Origin of the sequence: Thermaurantimonas sp., assembly GCF_046299575.1 — a bacterium.
Taxonomy (GTDB): domain Bacteria; phylum Bacteroidota; class Bacteroidia; order Flavobacteriales; family Schleiferiaceae; genus Thermaurantimonas.
This window is the reverse complement of sequence record NZ_JBKBHX010000002.1, coordinates 353817-375966: the sequence shown is the minus strand read 5'-3', so window position 1 is coordinate 375966 and position 22150 is coordinate 353817. Positions and strand designations below refer to the sequence as shown.

Here is a 22150-nt window from a genome sequence, read left to right as displayed (position 1 = left end):
GTAGGTTTGCAGGCTTCCAAAGAATTTTGCGTAATTGATGATTTTACCCATAGTAGCATACGGAGATCCGGTACTTAAGCGCAAAAGTGTACCTATTGATCACACGTACAAAAATTTGAATGAACTCATAGCCAATATGTGGGAAACCATGTACCAGGCCAACGGTGTGGGACTGGCGGCACCACAAATAGGACTGAACATTAGGCTTTTTATTGTTGATGCTACACCATTTGCTGAAGACCCGGAATTTGCCAGCGAAGAAGGCATCAAAGACTTCAAAAAGGTTTTTATCAACGCTCAGATATTAGAAGAAAGTGGTGAGACATGGGCTTTCAACGAAGGGTGTCTCTCCATTCCAGAGATTCGCGAAGACGTTTCGCGTCGTGAACGCATACGCATGGCATGGCTCGATGAAAACTTTCAAGAGCATATCGCAGAGTTTAACGGCATTCGTGCGCGCATCATTCAGCACGAATACGATCACATCGAGGGCATACTATTTACCGATCGGCTATCTCCCCTGCGAAAAAGACTTATTAAGGGGAAACTCGACAACATACTTAAGGGAAAAGTGAGTTGTAACTACAAAATACGTTTTTACAACAAATGAAGAAACTAGGAATTTGGCCTCTAGCGCTACTCACATTACTTACATGGTCCTGCAGTTCAGGCACTGAAACTTCAGAAGAAAAAAATGAAGCAAAAGAGCTGATTGCTGAAATAGAAGCGATTGAAAGCAAACTGCTCAAGACTTTGCCTGAAGCTGATACAACATTGGCTGTGAAACTAATCGATAAAATGCAATCTTACAGTCAAGCCTATCCTCAAGACACGCTATCTGCGCAATTTTTGATAAAAGCGGCTAATCTCTACCTTTTGTTACCCGATCGAGAAATAGACGCTTTGCGACAATTACAACTTGTTTACACCCGATTTGCCGGTCAGCCCTATGCTGCCCAAGCGCTTTTTCTGTCTGGCATGATTTACGACAACAACTTGCGCCAACCCCAGCAGGCCATACGCATGTGGGAACAAGTAGTCGCAGACTACCCCTCACATCCACTGGCTGCTCAGGCTTCAAACTTGCTGAAAATTACCGATACTGACCCCTACAACGACCTCGAGATGATCGAGCGTTGGCTCAACGACCCGAAAAACAAATCCATTCAATCTGCTGAAAACAAGTAAATTAAACTATGGACCTAAAAAAAATCATCGCTGTAACAGGTAAGCCTGGCTTGTACAAATTGATTACCACAACTCGTACGGGAATTTTGGTTGAAAGCCTTACTGATGGACGTAAAATGCCCGTAAGTACTAATCAAAATGCTTCAAGTCTTTACGACATTTCAATGTTTACCTATGGCGACGACAAACCACTGCGCGAAATTTTGGCCGACATGTACAAACACTACAACGGTCAAAAAGCACCTTCGCACAAAGAGTCTGAATCGGTACTGAGGACTGAGTTTGAGAAATTCTTTCCTGATTACGACAAAGAGCGCGTGTACTTTAGCGATATAAAAAAAGTGTTTCAGTGGTACAATACGCTGGTAGAGCTTGGACTCGCCGACGACCAGCCTGAGCCCTTGGAACCTACAGCCGAACAAAGCGAATCATCAGCCACAGCAGAAGAAACTCAGCCATAAAGTGAATTCGTTCGACGATAAACTTAAAGCCTTCGGCCGACTGCTCACAATCATGGACGAGCTTCGTACCCAATGCCCCTGGGATATGAAGCAGACAATGGAAAGCCTCAGGCACCTTACCATAGAGGAGACCTACGAGCTTGCCGATGCCATACTTGACCGAAACATGTCCGAAATCAAAAAGGAAATCGGCGATCTCATGCTTCATATGGTCTTTTATGCCCGCATAGCTTCAGAAACAGGTCACTTCGACATAGCCGATGTGCTTAATGGCATATGTGAAAAGCTCGTTGCAAGACATCCGCATATATATGGCGATGTAAAAGTGTCGGGCGAAGAGGAAGTAAAAGTCAATTGGGAAAGGCTGAAGCTAAAAGAAGGAAACCGTTCAGTACTCGACGGGGTACCAAAAAGTCTGCCGGCGATGGTAAAAGCGCAACGCATTCAGGAAAAAGCCCGTGGTGCTGGTTTTGACTGGGAAAATGCCGAACAAGTGTGGCAGAAGGTTCAAGAAGAGCTCAAGGAGTTTCACGAGGAGGCTTCTAAGGGCAATAAAGAAGCAATGGAAAAGGAATTTGGAGACCTTCTCTTCAGCTTGATCAATTATGCACGGTTTCTGAACATCAATCCTGAAAATGCCTTAGAAAAAACCAACAAAAAGTTCATCCAGCGCTTTCAGTATATGGAAAAAGCCGCTGCAGCTGATGGACGCTCACTACACGATATGACATTGAATGAAATGGACATTTACTGGGAAAAGGCAAAAGATTTTGAAAAATGAAAAAACTCTTTTTTGCAGCTGCTCTTCTGGTACTATCACTCTCCGCATATAGCCAGAAGGTAAAAAAAGAAGCAGAGCTCTACACCAAACCCGGCGTACGAGTGCTCTTTACTATACCTGAGGGCACAGAAGTCTATACCGGCCCGCTGACTGAAAATTGGTATCCGACAAGCATTGAGATAATGGTTCGCCGTGCTGAGATGAGCGGCCATCGAATAGCCCAGGGAGCTTCTATATTCATCGGTGGAAAAGAGGTAGGTACAATGCCTCAACAGTGGGATGTAACAGAAGTAGCTGAGGCCGGTGGAAAGCACAAAGACAAGTTTCGCGTAATTATTCAAGGGTATCTCTTCAAAACCAAAATAGACGATGGTACCAAGCCCGAAACTGCTCTCGAAAAAGTAATTGCTAAAAAGGGTAATATCACTGCAAGCTTGTCAGAATGGATTTCAGAATTCAGACCCGAAAAACAAATACTTCCGAACGGTACGGTATATATACTACGCGACAAAAACAAATCGCTGGCCGGCGACGGCATTCGCATATTGCTCTTTTTAAAAGGAGATAATCGACTGACAGCAGTAGTGACCAATAACCACCCTCTCAATGCGCGATTTAAGCATGTTCAAACGGAAGAACCTTTTATTTATCATTTCCCATTTGGTAAACCATCTTCGGGCGATTGGGAAGAGATCGAAGGACTGGTAATGAAATTTTCGCCTTTGTAAAAGGCTTATCTAGTTGTTTACTACTCCTGCTCTTTCGTGTGTTTCGCGCAGATCGCGACGCAAAAGTAAGGCCATACAGGCTGAAGTAAGAAGATTCTTTTCTTCAGTATCCAGTTCTTCGCTCAGGTAGTAGCCTCCCTTATTTATAATATCAGCTACGGCTACTTCCTTTCCATCTTTTAAAATAGCAAATCCGATGGGTGTGGCTGACCACATACGCTTTCCTGAAGGCCGACGGAAATAGTGATAGCTTTCAATATTGTAGGTCTGACCAGCTGGACCTTTCAGAAGACCAATTCCTTTCTGCTTTGGCATGATGAACATAGGTGGCTCATTGTAGACCATTTCCCACTCCTGAGGCTGGCCGTCGCTGCTGCGCAGGGCTATGGTCACAGCAAAAACGTTTTCGTATTTTATGGGCCAGCCTCCCATTCGACGTGCGATCCAGGTAAAGTCTTCCTGTCGGATCTTGGTGAAACAAAATACGGTAGCTACTGTATCTTCAGGTCTGGCTGCTTCTCTGACGACGAATCTATATCGCTCGCTGGCACCAGTCCATCGGATTACGAAGGTGAAATGGTAGCTCTCTGTCCATCCTCTACGAATGTTGGTAGCTAAGTACGGTCCAACCGTCATGTTTTTCTTGAAGGGCCAGGATTGTCGGTTTTGTGCCTGATGATAAGCGGAGCGTTTTTCGAAGTCTTCGGGTACCGCAAGCTTATAGGTGCAGGATGAGATAACGAAGGCAAAGGGGAGATATGCCAGAGCAATTTTGATGATATTCATTTTAACTTCAGCTTTTTTCTACTTAGGTCTAACGAAAAATGTACCGCAAGGTTAAGAATATAGCTTTGAAATCAAGATCTTTCAACGAATAATGATATACAATTGTAGATGAGTTTTTTATATAGATATACAACATGATGATTAGGGAGTGAAATTTTTAGATCTCAAATATTGTAGGTAAAGATCTAAAAATTAGATTAGGCATTCAGCCACTGCCGCATGGTGGATACAGCTGCCGCGTTGCCTTGCAATACGAAGGTGAAGCAAAGCTGAACCGATGCACTGGAGCAAAGCCAGTCCTGACGAAAACTTTTCCATTTGTCAGCATCATCAAACCGCCTTGGAATAGTCCCATTCAAATGAAAATGCTGCTTAAAAAAAGCCCAACAAAAATTGTATAAGAAAAAATATAAAAAATTTTATTTATCGACTTTGGCCGTTTCTCGCAATTGTTGAGAAGTAAAACGAGTGCCGTCGTGGCTCCAACCCGGAGGACCAAAAAGGTATAAAATTGCCGATCTTAGATTTGGGGCATGGCGTACATCGCGAACAATTTCAGCCCATTCGTGAAAGGCAATGCGAAAGGGATTGTATGTGTTGATGTTTTTGGTAAGTCCGTAAATAGGACGTCGATCTTCAGGTACAAAGGTTCCAAATAGTCGATCCCATAGGATGAAAATGCCTGCATGGTTGCGATCGAGATATCGAGGCTCGCTTGAGTGATGCACCCTGTGGTGGGAAGGGGTATTGAAAATGAATTCGAACCAATTAGGTAGCCTGTCAATGGTTTCGGTGTGTATCCAAAATTGGTAAAGCAGGTTGATGGACTGCATGGTCATAACCATAAGGGGATGAAAACCTAATACTGGGAGCCAGATCCAGAATAGAAAGCCTCCGGAGAGTGTGCCGGTCCAGGTCTGGCGCAGGGCCGTGGAGAGGTTGTAACGACGGGAGGAGTGATGCACTACATGAGAAGCCCAGAGATAGCGTACTTCGTGCGACAATCGGTGATACCAGTAGTAGGTAAAATCGTCGGCAAAAAGGAGTAAAATCCATACCCACACTGAGTGACCCAGATCAAAGAGTCTATACTTCCAGGCAAAATAATAAGTGCCAAGGGCCAGGCTCTTGCCTATAAGGTTGATCAACACATTTCCGATACCCATTGTCAGGCTGCTAAGAGTATCACGTGTATCGTAGAGGTGTCTTTTAGTGAGTTCTGAAAAAATGAGTTCTATGAGAAGGAGTATTATAAAAGCTGGTATGGCGTAATGGATCAGATTTAGCATTCGGTGTTTATTATTTTATAATTTTGGATTGAATACAGAAAATCACAAACTGATTTTTGGGATTTCAAATTTAATCTTTCTTAATTAAAAAAGGTTCTTTATTTGTGTCAAGTATTGAAAATTTTTCTATGGCAGATATAAATGGACAAAAGCCTTTACAGCGATTTTTCAGGATGTTGGGAAATTTCAGAAAAGAAATATACTACATTTTTTTACTAGGCATACTGGCTGCTATAGTTAATCTCTGTTTACCACTTGGAATACAAGCAATCATCAATCTGGTAATGGGAGGAAGGGTTTCAAATGCATGGATATTATTGGTAGTGATCGTATTAATAGGTGTGGTACTGGCTGGGTTTTTTCAGATACTTCAAATGTCGCTGGCTGAAGCCATACAACAGAGGATTTACATTCGAGCTGCCTATGAGCTGGGTTATCGAATGCCAAGATGGGACTACAACTATCTGATAAAAGATTATCCACCGGAGCTGGCTAATCGCTTTTTTGATGTTCTGACAATTCAAAAAGGATTACCAAAAATTCTAAAAGAGTTTATTTCTGCATTTATTCAAATTGTTTTCGGGCTTTTGCTACTGTCGTTTTATCATCCGTTTTTTATTTTTTTCGGTCTGTTTCTGATGATTTATCTGGTGCTCATCTTCGTGTATAGCGGGCCGAAGGGTATGAAGTCGAGCCTGATGGAGAGCAAGTACAAGTACAAAACCGCCTTTTGGCTTGAGGAGGTAGCACGTGTATTGCCATCGTTTAAACTGGCAGGAGGTAGTGACATTATTAATGAGAAGTTGCATCCCATAGTTGAAAATTACATTAAATATCGTAAAGAGCATTTCAAAGTACTTCTCTTTCAATTTGGAAATATTGTAGCTTTTAAAACAATAATCACCGGAGGACTACTGATACTTGGTGGTATTCTAGTAATAAATCGAGACATTAGTTTGGGGCAGTTTGTTGCCAGCGAGATCATTATCATTATTATACTAAACTCCGTTGAGAAACTCATGCTAAGTCTTGAAGTCATTTACGATGTGCTTACGGGAACAGAGAAGTTGGGCCAAGTGATGGATGTACCTTTAGAAAAATATGACGGTGTAGACTTCAGCGAATTAGAAAACGGTAAGCCGGGACCAATCGCAATCTCTTTTAATAACATCAGTTTTAATTTCGATAAAACACAAAAGAACCGACTTTCGGAAATCAATCTCGACATAAAAGCCGGAGAAAGGGTATGCCTGAGTGGACCAAACAACTCGGGAAAATCAGTGCTTCTGCACATTGCCGCCGGGTTGTACACCAATTATACAGGTACGGTTACATTTAATGGCATGCCGATCCAAAACATTGAACCTTTCAGCCTGCGCAAGCGCATCGGCGATAACCTGAGTGATCAGAACATTTTTCACGGAACGATTTTAGACAATCTACTCATGGGTCGAGATGTAGAGCTCAATCAAGTAATAACTCTCTGCGATCGGCTTGGCTTGACTCCATTTGTCAAAGAGCTCCCGGATGGTTTTGAAACTGAGGTATTTCCTAATGACCGAAGAATACCTAAGAGCTTTTTCAAAAAAATTCTGTTGATACGTTCGCTTTTAAACAATCCAGGGCTTCTGATACTAGAAGATGTATTATCAGAGCTTGAAACCGGCTACTGCGAGGCCATCGCTGAATATCTGACCGATAGAAGCCATCCATACACACTGCTTGCTATATCCAATCTATACACTTTTGCTAAAAAGTGCGATAAAACTATTATCATTGAAAAAGGTAGGGTCATTGCTACGGGTCACGTCGACGATCTTATTAAAGATGACCACATTCGATCTATGTTCCGATTTACCATTGAAGGATTAGAACCATAAAAAAACGGAAATCAAAATGCTAAACATATCTGACAACGAACCAAGAAACATCATTAAAGTAGAGGCGACTAAGGCGTATAAGTACACAAGCGTTCCCATCTTCTTCAATTATTTATCAAAAGTGATGTGGGGGATGTTGATATTCTTCTTAATCGTTCTTTTTCTCCCCTGGACACAAAATGTACAAGGATATGGGCAAGTCACTGCTTTTAGGCCAGAACAGCGCCCCCAAACCGTACAATCACCTATTCCCGGTACCATACGCCAATGGTTTGTGCGCGAAGGAGATACCGTAAATGCCGGCGATACACTGGTCTTTATTACCGAGATAAAAGATGAATATTTTGATCCCAATCTGTTGGCAAACCTTACTGCTGAGCTCAAAGCTAAAGAGGCTGCCTTAGTCTCCTATCAAGACAAGGCAAATGCCTTATCGCAACAAATCCAAGCGCTGAAAGAAAGCCAGGAAATAAAGCTGCAACAGGCCATACTTAAAGTACAAGCCGACAGCAATGAATACGAGGCTGCTCGCATGCAGTATAAATTTTCAGAAATACAATTTAAACGCACTGATACCCTCTATAACGAAGGGGTAAAGAGCCGCTTCGACTGGGAGAGAAGCAATCAAGCCTTTCAGGATGCCACAGCCAAGCTCACAGCCGCTCGAAATAAATTTCTGCAATCAAAGGCCGACTTACTTGGTATTCGCGCTGACTTTGCCGAAAAAATCTCTAAAGCCGAAAGCGACCGTCAGTCAGCCATCAGTGACTATTATTCAACCAATGCTGAGATTGCCAAATTGAGAAGTAAAATCAACTCTATCAATGTGCGCCAGAGCTATTATTACGTGACAGCGCCACAGCGGGGTATGGTCACTCGCATGACTCGCGCCGGTATAGGCGAAAACATTAAAGAAGGCGAACCCATTATGGAAATTATGCCCTTGCAATATCAATTGGCCGTCGAAGTATTCGTGCGGCCTGTGGACTTACCATTGATGCACTTGCACGAAAAGGGCAGAATTGAATTCGACGGATGGCCGGCCATCGTTTTCTCAGGTTGGCCGAGCATTACATTCGGTACCTTCGGTGGTGAAATAGCTGCAATTGATAACGTTCTGAGCGAAAACGGGATGTACCGCATTCTGATGATTCCTGATAAAGATGACGTACCCTGGCCAGAACAGATTCGCTTCGGCTCTGGGGTACGCGCTATTCTGCTGCTCAAAGATGTACCCGTATGGTATGAAATCTGGCGACAGTTGAATGGCTTCCCGCCCGAATACTATACACCTGAAACCAAAAGTGGCCAGAAAGGCGATAAGTCAAAAAAAACAGCTTCTAAATGAGGAAGTTCTGGTCGCTTCTTTGTGCATTCGTGTCTATTGTGGAGGTGGTTTTCGCTCAGCTCGAACCTTCTGCAGATTCAGCCTACGTAATGCCCTTGCAGGAATTTATTGAGCTAGTTTTGAAACATCATCCCGTAGCAAATCAAGCCGCATTGATTCCTCGCGAAGGCAAGGCAAGACGCCTTATGGCTAAAGGATCTTTCGATCCTATTGCTTTTTATTTCGCTTCGGGTAAAGATTTTAATGATAAAAATTACTACAATTATCAAGATGGCGGAGTAGAATTTTTTACTTACCCCGGCATAAAGTTTAATGCGACCTGGAGTACAGCCGGAGGTGATTTCTTAAATCCGGAAAGCACCCTGCCTGTAGGTGGCCTCCTTGCTCTTGGAGCTGACATACCTGTTTTGCGCGGACTACTCACCGACCAACGAAGGCTCGCTCTACAACAAGCAAATCTCTTTAACCGCTACTCAGTGCACATGCAGCGTCGTGTGCTCAATGATTTACTTTTCGAAGCAATAGCCGACTACTGGACTTGGTCGCTAAGGTTTGCCGAATTTCAAATGCGCGATCGGTTTGTTAAAGTTGCCCGACAGCGCTTTGAGTTGGTAAAGTCTGCCTTTCTGAATGGCGATATGCCTGCAGTCGATACCCTTGAAGCCTTCATTTTGGTACAATCGCGCGAAATAGCAGCTGAGCAAGCCCGCGCTCAACTCAACGACGCAAGGCTCAAACTGTCAAACCATCTCTGGAGTCCTTTTGGTGAACCATTGGAGCTCTCCTGGCTAGCCATACCACAGCTTTTGTATGCACCCACGCAATTTCCGGTGAGCTTTGACAGCATCATTAAAATCACAAACGAATTTTACCAAATCAACCCCGAAAGTCAATTGCTTGACTACCAGGTGCGCCTGCTCGAAGCAGAGAGAGCCTTCAGAAAAAATGAATTGCTGCCAAAACTCAACATTAAATACAACTTTTTGACCGAACAAGTCGGCTTTTTAGCTGGAGAAGAAATATTTATATCACCAAGAAACTACAAATTTGGCATTGATTTTAGCATTCCGCTCTTTTTGCGCAGAGAACGAGCAGCTCTGAGAATCAATGAAATAAGACTCACCGAAGCGCGCCTTCAGCGCGAAAATCGACGAATAGCCCTGCAACGACGCATGCAGCAAGAAGCCTATCTACTTGAAAACCAGTTTGAGCAGATGAATATGGTGAGAAACAATATGAAAAACTTCTTTGAGCTATTACGCATCGAACAACGCAAGTTTCAGATCGGCGAAAGCTCACTTTTTTTAGTAAATGCCCGCGAAGTTCAGGCCATAGATGCTGAACTTCAGTACTTGCAATTGCTACATCGTTATCAGACTTCAATAGCTTCGTTTTTCAGAGCTGCAGGCATTTTGTATAACTACACGCCTGAGCAGTGATTTTTTAAACGTATTAGTATAGCTTAGCTGTACCTTTGTATAGCAAAAACCATTGCGACCTATGAGAAAGGTAATTCTTTTTGTAACTGTGCTATCAATTGCGTTGGCCTGCTCAACACAATCCGCTGATAACGCCAAAACAGAGGTCAATAAAACAGCTGTAGCTACTACCTCAGCCGAACTCGAAATACGAGGAATGACCTGTGAGGTGGGCTGTAAAAAGTTGATTGAAAAAAATATCCGGAAAATGGCAGGAGTTACAAAATTTGAAATCGACTTTAAGCACAATTCTGCTTATCTTGAATACGATTCTTCTATTACAGATGCTGAAAAAGTAAAAGAAATGATCAACAGCATTAACAACGGAACCTACTCAGCCACAGTACTCGATGTTTCCAAACTGTAAGAAATGTTGCGTCTTAGAGCCAGGTGGTTTGTTCGCCTGATCATATTAGAGCTTGTCTTGATCTACTTAGTGATTTTAGCCGGAAGCATAGTGCGCGCTACTGGTTCGGGCATGGGCTGCCCTGACTGGCCGAAGTGCTTTGGATACATCATCCCACCCACACATAATGAAGAGGTCATTTTCCATCCGAATCAACGCTACAATAAAGGCGTCTTTATCGTTCACAATGATGCACTCTACAGAGCAAAAAGAACTTTTACAACTAGTTCAACATTCCAAGAAACTGATTGGGAAAAATACACCGTACACGATTATGCCATTTTTAATCCGGTACATACCTGGATTGAGTACATCAACCGGCTTCTGGGAGCACTATCAGGCATTCCAATGCTATTAATAGCATTTTTCTCTTTAAGCTATTGGAAAAGACTGAAAATCATCCCCATACTTGCTTTTACTGGCGTATTTTTATTAGCATTTGTAGCCTGGCTTGGAAAAAAGGTAGTAGATGGCAACCTTATCCCGCATTCCATTACCATCCATATGCTCGGGGCGCTTTCCATTGTATCGGTTTTGTTAGCCCTATTACTTTTTACACGCAAGACGCTCAAGTATGACCTTACACTCGACCGCTCACTCAGGCACTGGCTGGGTGCTGCTGTTTTGTTAACCATCATTCAAATCATATTGGGAACCCAGGTGCGCGAGCAAGTGGATCACCTCAACAAAGAATTGATGGGCCTAAACCGCGAAACCTGGCTCAATATAATTGGGTTAAATTTCTACGTTCACCGATCTTTTTCGATTATTATTCTGCTAGTAAACGGCTTTATTTTCATGCGAAACAGATCGTTTAAAAAGCCTCTTCCGTTGATCAACTTTATGATGGCTACCTTAATTACCGAAATTTTAGCCGGAATAGTTTTGGCCTATTTCGCTTTACCTGCTGTAGCACAGCCTGTTCACATGGTATTAGCCGCATTGCTGTATGGTATGCAGTTTTACCTCTGGCTACTGCATATGATCGAGCGTGTTTCTGATTTGGAGACAAGCACTAGCAACACCATCTTTATTTTTCAAAACTCAGGAATAATCAGTGAATTACAGAGTGCTGATAAAGTAACGAGCGAAAAGAAATAAGATGCGCCTTGTAGAAGTTATTCCCCATCCCATCTTTAAAATCAGCGTTTATTCGCACGACTTACATTACTACATTGAGATCGAAGGCGGACCGATGAAGCAGTGTTTCAAATTCAGCAAAGAATTGGTTTCGGCTGAAAAAGGCGGAATAACCGCTTTACTCGATGAAGCATTTCTTGGGCAGGTAAAGACTGTTTTTGACACAATGCACCAAAATTTTTCCGATGCAATCCGTCGCTACAAAAGTCATTAAAATAGCTTTAATACTCTCACTAACAAATTTTCTTTCCACATGTAAAATTCCTAAAAACACTGAGGTTCCAATTTTGACAGCATCTTCAGTTATTTTGCAAGTCGTTCATCCTTTCAATGAAGATGATCACCTGGCTACTGTAAAAATTTTAAAAATCAAAAAGTGCCATTTACCGAAAAATTGTTCTCATCTAATCACTGGAAAAGAAGAATTGGCTTTTTTCGAATTTACTCATAAAAACACCTCAAATAATCAAAAATTCAAAGCACTCCGTGAGCATTTTCATGGTGTGAAATCCGGTGACATAATCGATGCCTACATCATTGCGGAACGACAGAAACATGGTAATACGCTGTTTAAAATATATGAGTATTCAGTAATTGATTCGCTCCAATAAAACTCTCAGACAATGAACGAAAATCAATCCGAGCAATTCAATAAAGATCTTGTATTGAGAGAAAAACTCGCTTTACAAAGGACCATAATGGCCAATCAGACGACCTTTCTGGCATTTCTTCGTACTTCACTCTATTTTGTTGTTGCGGGTCTTACTATTCATCAAGTTTTGGAAATAAAAGGAGGACACTTTTTTGAAGGATTATTTTTGAGTATAGTATCGGTTCTATTGTTGATTGGAATAATTAATTTTTTTGTTCAAAAGAAATCGATCGAACAGAGTAAAATTCACATCGGAAATTATAAAATGGAATATTTCGGCGAAACGGTAGAAAATGGCGTACTTCAAAAAGAAAAAAGAACAAAAAAACCTATACACCAAATAAAAAAGTAGCTCTTTGAACGACTAATTAAAAATTTTCAACGCTTCGTTATACGCGCTTTCAAAAGCCAAAAGATTCAGACTGTTGGGCAACTGCTCAGAAAGCATATAGCTAATCAGCTTTTCAGTTGGCATATTACCAGTGAGTTCGTCCTTAGCCATCGGACACCCACCAAAACCTCGGATAGCACCATCGAAACGCCGGCAACCGGCTTTGTAAGCAGCATCGATCTTCTCAAACCATTGATAGGGTAAGGTGTGCAAGTGTGCTCCAAAAGTGACATGTGGTAGAGCTGGAATCAGCAAATTAAAAATTTGGTGAATTGACTCTACTGTGGCTATCCCTACCGTGTCAGAAACACTCAAAGTGCGAATGCCTATATCCGCCAACACCTTACTCCATTTCAACACAATCTCTGGGCTCCATTCATCGCCATATGGATTGCCAAATCCCATCGATAGATAGACGACCAACTCTTTGCCTGCACTTTTAGCCATTTTGTAGAGGTCTTCTACCAATTCAAGCGATTCGTCGATCGATTTATTAGTATTTCTTTTTTGAAATTCTTCAGAAACTGAAAAAGGATATCCGAGGTAGGATATCTGGGTATATTTACATGCCTGCTCCCCTCCCCTTTCGTTGGCTACAATAGCGAGAAGTTTGGTTTTTGTATTTGTTAGGTCAAGGCCTTCGAGTACCTCAGCCGTATCGCGCATCTGCGGAATCGCTTTGGGCGAAACAAAACTGCCGAAATCTAGTGTGTGAAAATTCACTTTAAGCAGAGCGTTCAAATAGGTGATTTTGCGATCGGTATCAATGAATTCCTTTAAGCCCTGCATGGCATCGCGAGGGCACTCTACAATGATAAATTCTTCCTTATCAGACACTTGCCTAATTGCGGCATCCCGTTGGCTGTCGTACATAGTTTCCCCCTAAAGTGTTTTTCCCCTAATGCAAATAAAATACACAAATCGGAGCAAAATTGACATGATTTATTTACATCACATTTCGATCAGGTTATTAGAGCACTACTAATACAATAAATGCTTGTAAATAAAAAAGGTGCCCTTTATTGTAAAGGACACCTTTTATTATCTGTTTGCTTTTTTTAATAAGTGAGTTTTCTTACTTCTTTAGCCACATCTTGACCTTGATCGTTTTTAGCAACTGAAAACATCACTTTCTCGCCGGGTTGAAGCTCTTGAAAATCAGCATTTAATACATCAGAATGGTGAAAAAAGAGGTTGTTGTTAGGATATTTAATGAATCCATATCCGTTTTTTAACGTCAATATTTCACCCTCATAAACGTTTGAACTGTTGTCGGTAGAAATATTAAAACGCTTTTTTTCAAATATCAAATTTTCAAGTGAATCTGATTTGTCTAAAGAATCCGGATATTGAAAGTCAGATTCCTGATCATCGTTGAGATAATCGTCTTCAGGAGTTTGTTGAGAGGCACTTGATTCGCGCTCGCTTACAAAAATTTTGTCGAGCCAATAGTCAGGCGAACGTTGCTTATCGATCAAATCGCTAAGATTTACAGAGTAGGAACAAGCCTCGAGTAAGTTATACGATGTGCGCACCACTACCTCGTTGCCCTCGTCGTTTTGATATTCAAACTCCCAATGAAAAAGATATACCGGAATGCCCAGTGAAGCTACTTTAATGGCTACATCGGCATATGCGCCATCGTTTACAAAAAGTGCTACAGCATCTAATTTATTGCTAAAGCAGGCATCGAGCACTTCGATAGAGAGCTTTGCCTCCATCGACGGAGTTTCTTTTCTAGCGCTTCCATTTTGGCGATACACGATATAGTGTGGGCGAATGTTTTCATAAGAGAGTATGTCGTCGAGCTGGCGATCGTAAAAGAGTTGATTACCTCGATTGCTGGCTTCAAAAGCATTAATTCGAATGCGGAAGTAGTGCGATTCCACTATTTTAACCAGACGGCGATCTGTATCAAAAGACTGCGCAATCCAATTTCTTACAAAATCATGCAATCCACCTAAATGCAATCGTCGGTGTTTGGGATGTGTATAATTGTAATAATTGCTTGCATGATTCAGATAATTACCATCAATAAATACGCCTATTCGCTGTGTTTTCACTTTTTGTAAAATTTAAATTTAAACATAATTAAAATCCGAAGTTAAATCGAAAGATGATTGTATTAGGGTAGATTGGATTTATGCCTTGATATATGGGATAAAACAATCCAAGGCTGTAAAATCCGCCTGGCGAGATGGAGATAAATCCGCCACCGACCATAAAGGGATACGACCAAATGCCTCCGGTGCGATTCCAGATGTAAAGCATCTCCGACTCAATACCAACAAAGGCAGTATTAAATAGAAGCTTATGAGCCAACAGATTGATGCCTGCAATATTGAATTTATTGCCAAAATTGTTAATGTATTGGTACATCACTCCTGCACCCAAGATCGATTTTGTAGTAGGCTCGTAAAGATTTATCCTCGGGTTTAAAAGGATATTAGTGAAGTTCCCGAAACCTAATCCTACATTTCCACCGTAGAAAATGCGTTTATTTCCCCACACATCAGAAGAGTTAGAAATGCGCCGTTCGTATGAGTCCTCGGTTTTGCGCAATGTATATTCGTCGGTGGTATCTCTTTGTTGAGCAAATAATTCTGAAGTAAGAATACAAAAAATAAACAATAATCTTTTCAAGCCTCTACATACATTTATTTACAATATGCAATCACTGAAACTTCGATATTAACTCCTTTTGGCAATCGAGCAACCTCAACCGTTTCGCGTGCCGGATAAGGCTGCTTGAAATATTCGCTGTAAATTTCATTAACGATCGGAAAAGAACTCAAATCCTTCAAAAAGATGGTTGACTTCACCACGTTCGAAAAGGTCAAACCAGCTTTTTTAAGAATTTGATAAATATTTTCAAATACCATTCGTGCTTCAACAGTTATATCACCTACTACCAACTTATTTGTTTCTGGATTTATAGCGATTTGACCACTGATAAACAAAAAGTCACCTGCCTTGATGGCCTGGTTGTATGGACCAATTGGTTGCGGTGCGTCTGGTGTGTTGATTGGCTCAATCATCTCGAGGCAAATATATTGAAGATAGTAGATTATAATTCGAGCAGAAATAATGAAAAACTCAAAAGAAAGAAAATAAAAAAACCTCCCAAAAATGGGAGGCTTTTTTGTTGAATATGTTGGAATGATTACATCATATCACCCATTCCGCCACCCGGCATAGCTGGAGCGGTTTCCTTCTTTGGTATTTCAGTGATGGTAGCTTCTGTGGTGAGTAGCATACCAGCTACAGATGCAGCATTCTCGAGAGCTACGCGTACTACTTTGGTCGGATCTATGATACCAGACTCATAGAGGTTTTCGTAGCGCTCAGTTTTTGCGTTAAAACCAAAGTCGTTGTTGCCTTCTTTTACTTTTTGTACCACTACGCTACCTTCGAGACCAGCATTTTCAACAATTTGACGGAGGGGTTCTTCGATAGCGCGAGCGATAATAGAGATACCGGTAGTTTCGTCTTCGTTGTCGCCTTTCAGACCTTCGAGAGCCTTACTAGCGCGTACGAGAGCTACACCACCACCAGGTACGATTCCTTCTTCGATAGCAGCACGAGTAGCAGCCAAGGCGTCTTCTACGCGGTCTTTCTTTTCCTTCATTTCAACTTCTGAAGCAGCACCCACGTAGAGCACAGCTACACCACCGGCCAGCTTAGCGAGGCGTTCCTGAAGTTTCTCTCTGTCGTAGTCGCTAGTTGTAGTTTCGATTTGAGCTTTGATCTGATTTACGCGAGCCTTAATGTCTTCAGGATTACCAGCGCCATTTACGATGGTAGTGTTATCCTTATCGATGGTAATCTTTTCAGCGCGGCCAAGCATATCGATGGTGGCATTTTCGAGCTTGAATCCACGCTCTTCAGAGATCACAGTACCACCTGTAAGGATAGCAATGTCTTCGAGCATAGCTTTTCTGCGGTCGCCAAATCCAGGAGCCTTTACAGCGGCTACCTTCAGAGCACCGCGAATCTTGTTAACAACCAGTGTAGCAAGAGCTTCGCCTTCTACATCTTCAGCAATGATCAGCAGCTGACGACCTCCCTGAGCGATAGGTTCAAGGATGGGGAGCAACTCCTTCATTGAGCTGATCTTCTTATCGTAAATCAAGATGAAGGCATTTTCGAGCTCAGCTACCATTTTGTCGGCATTAGTTACAAAGTAAGGTGACAGGTAGCCGCGGTCGAACTGCATACCTTCTACTACCTCTACAGTAGTTTCGGTACCCTTAGCTTCTTCTACAGTGATTACACCTTCTTTTTTCACCTTCTTCATTGCCTCGGCGATCAGGCTGCCGATAGCAGTGTCGTTGTTGGCTGAAATAGTAGCTACTTGCTCAATTTTATCATAGCTGTCACCTACAGCTACTGAAATGTTTTTAAGCTCAGAAACTACTTTAGCAACTGCCTTGTCAATACCTCTTTTCAGATCCATCGGATTGGCACCGGCAGCTACGTTTTTCATTCCCTGGGTGATGATGGCTTGAGCAAGTACAGTGGCAGTGGTAGTACCGTCACCGGCTATGTCAGCAGTTTTGCTAGCCACTTCTTTTACCATCTGAGCACCGAGGTTCTCAATTTTATCTTCGAGCTCGATTTCTTTAGCTACAGTTACACCGTCTTTAGTAACGTGTGGTGAACCAAAGGACTTTTGGATTACCACGTTGCGTCCTTGTGGACCGAGAGTTACCTTAACAGCGTTTGCGAGGGCATCAACACCTCTTTTGAGCTTTTCACGAGCTTCTACGTCAAATTTGATTTCTTTTGCCATTTTAAATTGTTTTTTGGTTAGACTTCGTCAATTAGATTAAGAGTTAGATGATTGCCAGAATGTCAGATTCTCTCATGATGAGATAATCTTTTCCGTCAATCTTGATTTCAGTACCGGCATACTTGCCATAGAGCACCATGTCGCCTTCTGCCACGGTCATAGGTTCATCTTTCTTACCCTTTCCTACGGCGACTACTCTTCCGCGCTGAGGCTTCTCCTGAGCTGTATCAGGAATGATGATACCTGATGAGGTTTTTGTTTCAGCGGGTGCCGGTTCTACGAGCACTCTGTCGGCTAATGGACGAATTTTTACTTCTGACATAGCTATCTATGTTTTGGTTAGTACTTTTTTGTTTGCCCTATAATAGTCGAATTATATGCCAAGCGATAATTACTGCCAAGTTTTACACTAATTTTTGTCAATTTGACAGAAGGATTCGAAAAAATGACATTAACGAAAAAGCCCCGGTTGGCCGGGGCTTATAAGCAGGGAGTGCATTATTAGTTGAAATTGTAGCGGATACCGACCTGAATTCTCCAGACATCCTGAACCAGATTGGTAAACTGATAAGGATCCTGGATCAGAACACCCTGAAGGTTTAACAACCGATATCTGTGCTGACCATTAGCATCTCTACCGCGGTTGATAAGTGGTTGAGTAGATGTGAATCGGCGTCCTACACCCCAATCTGAGTTCAGGAAATTAGTAAAGTTCAAGATATCAACGCGGAATTGGAGTGAATTTTTCCTGTTGCCTGACTTGATGCCAATCTCTTGAGCGATGCTAAAATCAACTCTATGTACCATCGGTAGCCATGCGCCATTTCTTTCAGCATACTTACCACGGTTCTTGCTCAGGTAGGGATCTCTGTTGATGAAGTTGTCCCATGCTTCTTTTTGTTGATCAACGGTAAAGGTGATTGTCTGGTTATTAATGGTTACACTATATTGTTCGAAGTTCATTTCCGATTTGTCTTTCGGAATGTAGATCAAGTCATTGGATGTACCACCATCCCCATTCATATCACCACTGTAGGTATAGCTCCCTACTCCTTGTGTAAAACCATCGTAGAAGAATGAAATGGTTGTATTACCAAAATTGCTGAAGAACTTATTGCCCATGTTTCTGTAAGTGCGTTCGCTCATAATATTATATGAAAGTGCACCGAAAGCTCTGTGTCCCTGAGTGTTTACTGAGAATCCAAGACCCGGATTATTGGGATCGGCTGTATGAGGGTTATTAATCCATGATCCGAATGCAATCGATCCGGGATCAACAGTGTTGCGGGCAATGCCATATGAATAGCCCAATTTGAAATAGATGCCATCTTGCTGAGCCGGTCTTTCGATGGTGGCAGAAATATTATAGGAATAACCTACATTTTGATTTTTCAACACGATGGCATTATCGATCTTGTTGTAAATACGAGTGGCTGCAGTAGATGTCCAGCGGGGACGTGGATCAATACCTGTATAGAAGGAATCTGCAGGAGCCAGGTTAGCATTGATATAATAAATACCATTAACATCCTGATTGTAGATACCTTCTAAAGTAGCAATCATACCCAAAGGCAATTTGTAATCAACTGCAATATTTGACCTCCAAACCTGCGGAAAAGCAAAATTCGGATCGGTAAGGGCAAGCTCGTATTGTGAAGCTGGTGCACCACTCACGTTGGAAGGCTTATAGGCATTGGGATTAGGATTGAAAGGACGAATGTTGGTGTTGTCCCGGCGTTCGAATCCGGTGAGAATACCGTTGTTTCCGATCTGGTTTGAAATCCACACATATGCAGGACGACCTGAGAAAACACCAGATCCACCACGAATTTGTAGGGTTCTTTCATCGTCTATAGCCAGGTTGAAGCCCAAACGTGGTGAAATCAGCGGTCTGGGATCAGGAAGCTTATCAGTACTGTATGATACAATATTGCCCTTCTCATCTCTAAATTTTAATGTATCTACCTCAGGGTTTTTATATCCGGTATTTCCGAAAATCGGAGCTTCTACACGGATACCAGCAATAACATTAAACTTGCTGCTGATCTGAATGTTGTCTTGGTAATAAATGCCAGGCAGGGTCACCTTCAGTGGCTGAATCGGTTTGTCTTGTCCTGGAATGTTTGACCAGCGAACCTGAAATCTTCTCAATGTGATGGGAGATGTTGTTCTGTTCGGATTATTAAAATAATCAAGGGCATCAGTGTAGAAATCATCAAGACTGCTATAAACATAAATACTTTGAGAACCTGGGAAGAAGATATTTTCAGACTGATAGTATTCCAAACTTAAACCCATGGTATGGGTATGACGTCCGCTGTAGATGTTAAAGTTATTCTGAAGCTGGAATGTAGAGTATCTCAGCTCATTATTTGGAGAAAAAGGCTCAAAACCAAATGTTGTGTATACTGTATTGTCTTTCAAGATGTCAACCATCGGGAAAAACTGACCAACCGGTACACGGCTTTCATCCTGGAAGGTGTACCCTAGAATTAATTGGTTCGACATATTGTTTGATATCTGAGAGTTCCATTCACCGATGATTGAGCGAATGTTTTCTTGAATCTTGTAGTTAGAGTTCTTGAAGTTAAGACCAGTCAAGTTGCTTCTGCGGTTACCGAATCCGAGTGATGAGGAGTTTGAAAGGAGGATATCTGAAGAAGAATTCAGATGGGTGTAGCGCAGAGAGAGTTTGTTTCGTTTGTCGAGATTATAGTCGAGACGAATCAAAAATTTGTTAGCCAGAACATTGTTGTCATATCCCTCATATGGACCGGTAACATATCCGAATCTGTTGAAGAGGAATGAGCTGAGTGAATCGAGATCCGAAGCTAATACGCGTGTAACATTACCACCTACTGGTTCATTACCTCTGTTAGCACGGAAAGTTGTACCAGGCTCAGTTGTCTTTTCGTATTCATAAGATGCGAAGAAGAACAATTTGTCTTTAATGATTGGACCACCCAGGCGAGCACCGTATTGATCATAGTTAAACTGACCTGGAGTAAAGTCAAGACCCTTTGCCTTGCGGCCTACCATGTTATTATTGCGGAAGAAGTGGTAAATAGAGCCTTGGAATTCGTTTGTACCAGAACGAGTTACAGTATTAACTGTAGCTCCGGTGAAGAGACCTTGTCTTACATCGTAGGGAGCAATGTTTACTTGAATCTGGTCGATCGCATCAAGTGAAATGGGTGATACCCCTGTGCGATCGCCAGGCTGACCGGCAAGACCAAAAGAGTTGTTGAAGTATGATCCGTCAACAGTGATGTTGTTTAAACGGTTGTCAACTCCGGCAAATGAATTACCACGACCTGCTTGAGGAGTAAGACGGGTAAAATCATCGATTCGGCGTGAAATGGTAGGAAGTGAGTTTAATGTTTTATTGTCCACCGAAGTAGCAGCACCGGTACGACCAGAGCTGAATACCGGATCTACAGTTGATGTAACATTTACCTCTTGAAGCGTAAGCGATACAGTTTCCATTTTAATATCAAGTACCGACGGAACCCCCAACGCTAGGTAAATTCCCTCAACAGTCTTCGTGTGGTAGCCGATAAAAGAGTAAACAATCTTGTAAGGGCCACCTACACGCATGTTGTTAATTTGGTAGTTACCATTGTCAAGCGTTACGGCCGAATAGCGCGTACCTGAAGGAATGTGGATCGCATCGATCGTAGCTCCAGAAAGAGCTTCCCCGGTTTTAGTGTCGGTGATTCTACCTCTGATGCCTGATGAAGTGATTTGGCTAAATGACCAAAAACCCATCAGCATCATGATGAGAATTTGTACTGTTTTTTTCATCATGGTTTGGTTTTGGTTAGTGTGGCAAAAGTATTTTTATGTAAACAGGATGGTATTAAAAAAATATTGTCATTTGTTTGATAAATTAATCATAAAGAAACATTGGCTTTACAATAATGTAATAATTGATGTAATCTGCTTATTTTGCGGTCAAAAAAGATTATGTTCGTTTGTAAGTATTGCGGAAAATTTACACTTTCTTTTACCTCTTCACACAAAGAGTGTCGTGAAAGATACCGACAAGGATTGAATAGCCTTCAAAGTTTACTACAACCCGAAAATTTGTTCAAAGAAAATACTGATGTAAATGATTTAACCAATGAAATCGAATCCATTTGCGCTAATAATATGATTAATGATGCAGATAAAAATAGAATTGTTGCTGAAGGATTATTAAATGCTCTAACTCATTCCGTCGAAGACCATTTATTATCAGAAAACGAAGAGAGAATACTAATCGGTTTATTTAACAGATTTGCCTCAAATCCTGGCGTTCAAAATTTTTATTCATTATTTAAAGAAAATCTCCAAAAGGCTGATATTCTACAAAAACTAAGAGATGGAAGAATCGTCGATATACCGTCTGTCAATGAGCCTTTACCTTTCTTACTACAAAAAAACGAACGAATATTTATCACTTCACAAAACATAGATTATTTTGAAACTAAGGTAAAAACAACCTACAAAGGGTCGACTCAGGGAGTGAGTATCCGAATCGCTAAAGGAGTTTATTACAGAATAGGTGCTTTTCGCGGGCATCCTGTGAAAACAGAACATCAGGAGTATATAGGTACAGGCACAATAGCCCTCTCAGACCGAAACATCTATTTCCATAGCCCCATTAAGAGTGTAAAAATTCCATATTCTAAGATTATAACGCTAGAATCGTATGAAAATGGAATAACCTTAATGCGTGATGGTACTACTGCAAGGCCTCAAACCTTTAAAGGATTGGATGGCTGGTTTTACAGCAATGCTATTAATCTGATTATTAATTTGTGAAAAAAAAGCCGGTCTTATCGCCGG

At 41.7% G+C, this 22150-nt stretch carries 24 protein-coding genes; 14 read left to right on the top strand and 10 right to left on the bottom strand.

What is annotated here, in order from left to right; translation table 11 throughout:
• The first annotated feature begins 37 nt into the window (after positions 1-37).
• The 5 genes from def to ACK4EX_RS04125 are packed head-to-tail and all read left to right on the top strand — an operon-like array spanning position 38 to position 3158.
• Positions 38-610, top strand: coding sequence for a peptide deformylase (gene def, locus ACK4EX_RS04145; RefSeq protein ID WP_409770013.1), 573 nt, complete (start codon positions 38-40; stop codon positions 608-610).
• Positions 607-1188: a tetratricopeptide repeat protein gene (locus ACK4EX_RS04140; RefSeq protein ID WP_409770011.1), complete on the top strand. Its 582-nt coding sequence runs from the start codon at positions 607-609 to the stop codon at positions 1186-1188. The genes def and ACK4EX_RS04140 overlap by 4 nt, the downstream gene beginning before the upstream one ends.
• Before the next feature lie 8 nt (positions 1189-1196).
• Complete coding sequence (locus tag ACK4EX_RS04135; protein WP_409770008.1) at positions 1197-1649, top strand: DUF5606 domain-containing protein; 453 nt, start codon at positions 1197-1199, stop codon at positions 1647-1649.
• A 1-nt stretch (position 1650) separates the two neighbouring features.
• Complete coding sequence (gene mazG, locus ACK4EX_RS04130; RefSeq protein ID WP_409770006.1) at positions 1651-2430, top strand: nucleoside triphosphate pyrophosphohydrolase; 780 nt, start codon at positions 1651-1653, stop codon at positions 2428-2430.
• On the top strand, positions 2427-3158 hold the full coding sequence (locus ACK4EX_RS04125) for a hypothetical protein (protein WP_409770003.1): 732 nt from the start codon (positions 2427-2429) through the stop codon (positions 3156-3158). Before mazG ends, ACK4EX_RS04125 begins: the two co-directional genes overlap by 4 nt.
• A gap of 9 nt (positions 3159-3167) precedes the next feature.
• Here the strand turns inward: ACK4EX_RS04125 and ACK4EX_RS04120 are convergent, their stop codons facing one another.
• The 3 genes from ACK4EX_RS04120 to ACK4EX_RS04110 form a co-directional block, all read right to left on the bottom strand.
• Positions 3168-3944, bottom strand: a complete 777-nt coding sequence (locus ACK4EX_RS04120; protein ID WP_409770001.1) for a hypothetical protein — start codon at positions 3942-3944, stop codon at positions 3168-3170.
• A 192-nt stretch (positions 3945-4136) separates the two neighbouring features.
• Complete coding sequence (locus ACK4EX_RS04115; RefSeq protein WP_409769999.1) at positions 4137-4262, bottom strand: hypothetical protein; 126 nt, start codon at positions 4260-4262, stop codon at positions 4137-4139.
• Between the two features lie 101 nt (positions 4263-4363).
• Positions 4364-5233 carry a sterol desaturase family protein gene (locus tag ACK4EX_RS04110; RefSeq protein WP_409769997.1) on the bottom strand — a complete coding sequence of 290 codons (870 nt, stop codon included), beginning with the start codon at positions 5231-5233 and terminating at the stop codon, positions 4364-4366.
• A 128-nt stretch (positions 5234-5361) separates the two neighbouring features.
• Between ACK4EX_RS04110 and ACK4EX_RS04105 the strand changes: the two genes are divergently transcribed.
• The 8 genes from ACK4EX_RS04105 to ACK4EX_RS04070 all read left to right on the top strand — a co-directional run bounded on the left by ACK4EX_RS04105 (position 5362) and on the right by ACK4EX_RS04070 (position 12489).
• On the top strand, positions 5362-7113 hold the full coding sequence (locus tag ACK4EX_RS04105) for a peptidase domain-containing ABC transporter (protein ID WP_409769994.1): 1752 nt from the start codon (positions 5362-5364) through the stop codon (positions 7111-7113).
• A gap of 16 nt (positions 7114-7129) precedes the next feature.
• Complete coding sequence (locus tag ACK4EX_RS04100; protein WP_409769992.1) at positions 7130-8461, top strand: HlyD family secretion protein; 1332 nt, start codon at positions 7130-7132, stop codon at positions 8459-8461.
• Positions 8458-9900 carry a TolC family protein gene (locus ACK4EX_RS04095; protein ID WP_409769989.1) on the top strand — a complete coding sequence of 481 codons (1443 nt, stop codon included), beginning with the start codon at positions 8458-8460 and terminating at the stop codon, positions 9898-9900. Before ACK4EX_RS04100 ends, ACK4EX_RS04095 begins: the two co-directional genes overlap by 4 nt.
• Before the next feature lie 61 nt (positions 9901-9961).
• Complete coding sequence (locus ACK4EX_RS04090) at positions 9962-10306, top strand: heavy-metal-associated domain-containing protein (RefSeq protein WP_409769986.1); 345 nt, start codon at positions 9962-9964, stop codon at positions 10304-10306.
• A 3-nt stretch (positions 10307-10309) separates the two neighbouring features.
• A complete protein-coding gene (locus ACK4EX_RS04085) occupies positions 10310-11446 on the top strand; it encodes a COX15/CtaA family protein (protein WP_409769984.1) in 1137 nt (378 codons plus the stop codon).
• 1 nt (position 11447) lies between these two features.
• Positions 11448-11699 (top strand): hypothetical protein, encoded by a 252-nt coding sequence (locus ACK4EX_RS04080; protein ID WP_409769982.1) that lies wholly within the window; start codon positions 11448-11450, stop codon positions 11697-11699.
• Positions 11671-12096, top strand: coding sequence for a hypothetical protein (locus ACK4EX_RS04075; RefSeq protein WP_409769981.1), 426 nt, complete (start codon positions 11671-11673; stop codon positions 12094-12096). The genes ACK4EX_RS04080 and ACK4EX_RS04075 overlap by 29 nt, the downstream gene beginning before the upstream one ends.
• Positions 12097-12108: 12 nt before the next feature.
• Positions 12109-12489 carry a DUF202 domain-containing protein gene (locus tag ACK4EX_RS04070; RefSeq protein WP_409769979.1) on the top strand — a complete coding sequence of 127 codons (381 nt, stop codon included), beginning with the start codon at positions 12109-12111 and terminating at the stop codon, positions 12487-12489.
• 12 nt (positions 12490-12501) lie between these two features.
• On the opposite strand, the gene ACK4EX_RS04065 is transcribed toward ACK4EX_RS04070, so the two are convergent.
• The 7 genes from ACK4EX_RS04065 to ACK4EX_RS04035 all read right to left on the bottom strand — a co-directional run bounded on the left by ACK4EX_RS04065 (position 12502) and on the right by ACK4EX_RS04035 (position 21127).
• Complete coding sequence (locus ACK4EX_RS04065; protein ID WP_409769977.1) at positions 12502-13401, bottom strand: hydroxymethylglutaryl-CoA lyase; 900 nt, start codon at positions 13399-13401, stop codon at positions 12502-12504.
• 185 nt (positions 13402-13586) lie between these two features.
• Positions 13587-14591, bottom strand: coding sequence for a cold shock domain-containing protein (locus ACK4EX_RS04060; RefSeq protein WP_409769975.1), 1005 nt, complete (start codon positions 14589-14591; stop codon positions 13587-13589).
• A gap of 28 nt (positions 14592-14619) precedes the next feature.
• Complete coding sequence (locus tag ACK4EX_RS04055; protein WP_409769973.1) at positions 14620-15171, bottom strand: hypothetical protein; 552 nt, start codon at positions 15169-15171, stop codon at positions 14620-14622.
• A gap of 14 nt (positions 15172-15185) precedes the next feature.
• On the bottom strand, positions 15186-15566 hold the full coding sequence (locus tag ACK4EX_RS04050; RefSeq protein ID WP_409769970.1) for a RidA family protein: 381 nt from the start codon (positions 15564-15566) through the stop codon (positions 15186-15188).
• Positions 15567-15691: 125 nt separating this feature from the next.
• Positions 15692-17320 (bottom strand): chaperonin GroEL, encoded by a 1629-nt coding sequence (groL, locus tag ACK4EX_RS04045; protein WP_409769967.1) that lies wholly within the window; start codon positions 17318-17320, stop codon positions 15692-15694.
• Between the two features lie 43 nt (positions 17321-17363).
• On the bottom strand, positions 17364-17642 hold the full coding sequence (gene groES, locus ACK4EX_RS04040; protein ID WP_124397480.1) for a co-chaperone GroES: 279 nt from the start codon (positions 17640-17642) through the stop codon (positions 17364-17366).
• A gap of 179 nt (positions 17643-17821) precedes the next feature.
• Positions 17822-21127 carry a carboxypeptidase regulatory-like domain-containing protein gene (locus ACK4EX_RS04035; RefSeq protein WP_409769964.1) on the bottom strand — a complete coding sequence of 1102 codons (3306 nt, stop codon included), beginning with the start codon at positions 21125-21127 and terminating at the stop codon, positions 17822-17824.
• 243 nt (positions 21128-21370) lie between these two features.
• Here ACK4EX_RS04035 and ACK4EX_RS04030 point away from each other — a divergent pair, with 243 nt between their 5' ends.
• Entirely contained in the window at positions 21371-22126 is a 756-nt protein-coding gene (locus ACK4EX_RS04030) for a hypothetical protein (RefSeq protein ID WP_409769961.1), read from the top strand.
• The last annotated feature ends 24 nt before the right edge of the window (positions 22127-22150 follow it).

Bases quoted from the DNA above. Each gene is read 5' to 3' on its own strand.
- def (WP_409770013.1), top strand. From the start codon at position 38: ATGATTTTACCCATAGTAGCATACGGAGATCCGGTACTTAAGCGCAAA.
- ACK4EX_RS04140 (WP_409770011.1), top strand. From the start codon at position 607: ATGAAGAAACTAGGAATTTGGCCTCTAGCGCTACTCACATTACTTACA.
- ACK4EX_RS04135 (WP_409770008.1), top strand. From the start codon at position 1,197: ATGGACCTAAAAAAAATCATCGCTGTAACAGGTAAGCCTGGCTTGTAC.
- ACK4EX_RS04125 (WP_409770003.1), top strand. From the start codon at position 2,427: ATGAAAAAACTCTTTTTTGCAGCTGCTCTTCTGGTACTATCACTCTCC.
- ACK4EX_RS04120 (WP_409770001.1), bottom strand. From the start codon at position 3,944: ATGAATATCATCAAAATTGCTCTGGCATATCTCCCCTTTGCCTTCGTT.
- ACK4EX_RS04115 (WP_409769999.1), bottom strand. From the start codon at position 4,262: ATGGAAAAGTTTTCGTCAGGACTGGCTTTGCTCCAGTGCATCGGTTCA.
- ACK4EX_RS04110 (WP_409769997.1), bottom strand. From the start codon at position 5,233: ATGCTAAATCTGATCCATTACGCCATACCAGCTTTTATAATACTCCTT.
- ACK4EX_RS04105 (WP_409769994.1), top strand. From the start codon at position 5,362: ATGGCAGATATAAATGGACAAAAGCCTTTACAGCGATTTTTCAGGATG.
- ACK4EX_RS04100 (WP_409769992.1), top strand. From the start codon at position 7,130: ATGCTAAACATATCTGACAACGAACCAAGAAACATCATTAAAGTAGAG.
- ACK4EX_RS04095 (WP_409769989.1), top strand. From the start codon at position 8,458: ATGAGGAAGTTCTGGTCGCTTCTTTGTGCATTCGTGTCTATTGTGGAG.
- ACK4EX_RS04090 (WP_409769986.1), top strand. From the start codon at position 9,962: ATGAGAAAGGTAATTCTTTTTGTAACTGTGCTATCAATTGCGTTGGCC.
- ACK4EX_RS04085 (WP_409769984.1), top strand. From the start codon at position 10,310: ATGTTGCGTCTTAGAGCCAGGTGGTTTGTTCGCCTGATCATATTAGAG.
- ACK4EX_RS04080 (WP_409769982.1), top strand. From the start codon at position 11,448: ATGCGCCTTGTAGAAGTTATTCCCCATCCCATCTTTAAAATCAGCGTT.
- ACK4EX_RS04075 (WP_409769981.1), top strand. From the start codon at position 11,671: ATGCAATCCGTCGCTACAAAAGTCATTAAAATAGCTTTAATACTCTCA.
- ACK4EX_RS04070 (WP_409769979.1), top strand. From the start codon at position 12,109: ATGAACGAAAATCAATCCGAGCAATTCAATAAAGATCTTGTATTGAGA.
- ACK4EX_RS04065 (WP_409769977.1), bottom strand. From the start codon at position 13,401: ATGTACGACAGCCAACGGGATGCCGCAATTAGGCAAGTGTCTGATAAG.
- ACK4EX_RS04050 (WP_409769970.1), bottom strand. From the start codon at position 15,566: ATGATTGAGCCAATCAACACACCAGACGCACCGCAACCAATTGGTCCA.
- groL (WP_409769967.1), bottom strand. From the start codon at position 17,320: ATGGCAAAAGAAATCAAATTTGACGTAGAAGCTCGTGAAAAGCTCAAA.
- groES (WP_124397480.1), bottom strand. From the start codon at position 17,642: ATGTCAGAAGTAAAAATTCGTCCATTAGCCGACAGAGTGCTCGTAGAA.
- ACK4EX_RS04035 (WP_409769964.1), bottom strand. From the start codon at position 21,127: ATGATGAAAAAAACAGTACAAATTCTCATCATGATGCTGATGGGTTTT.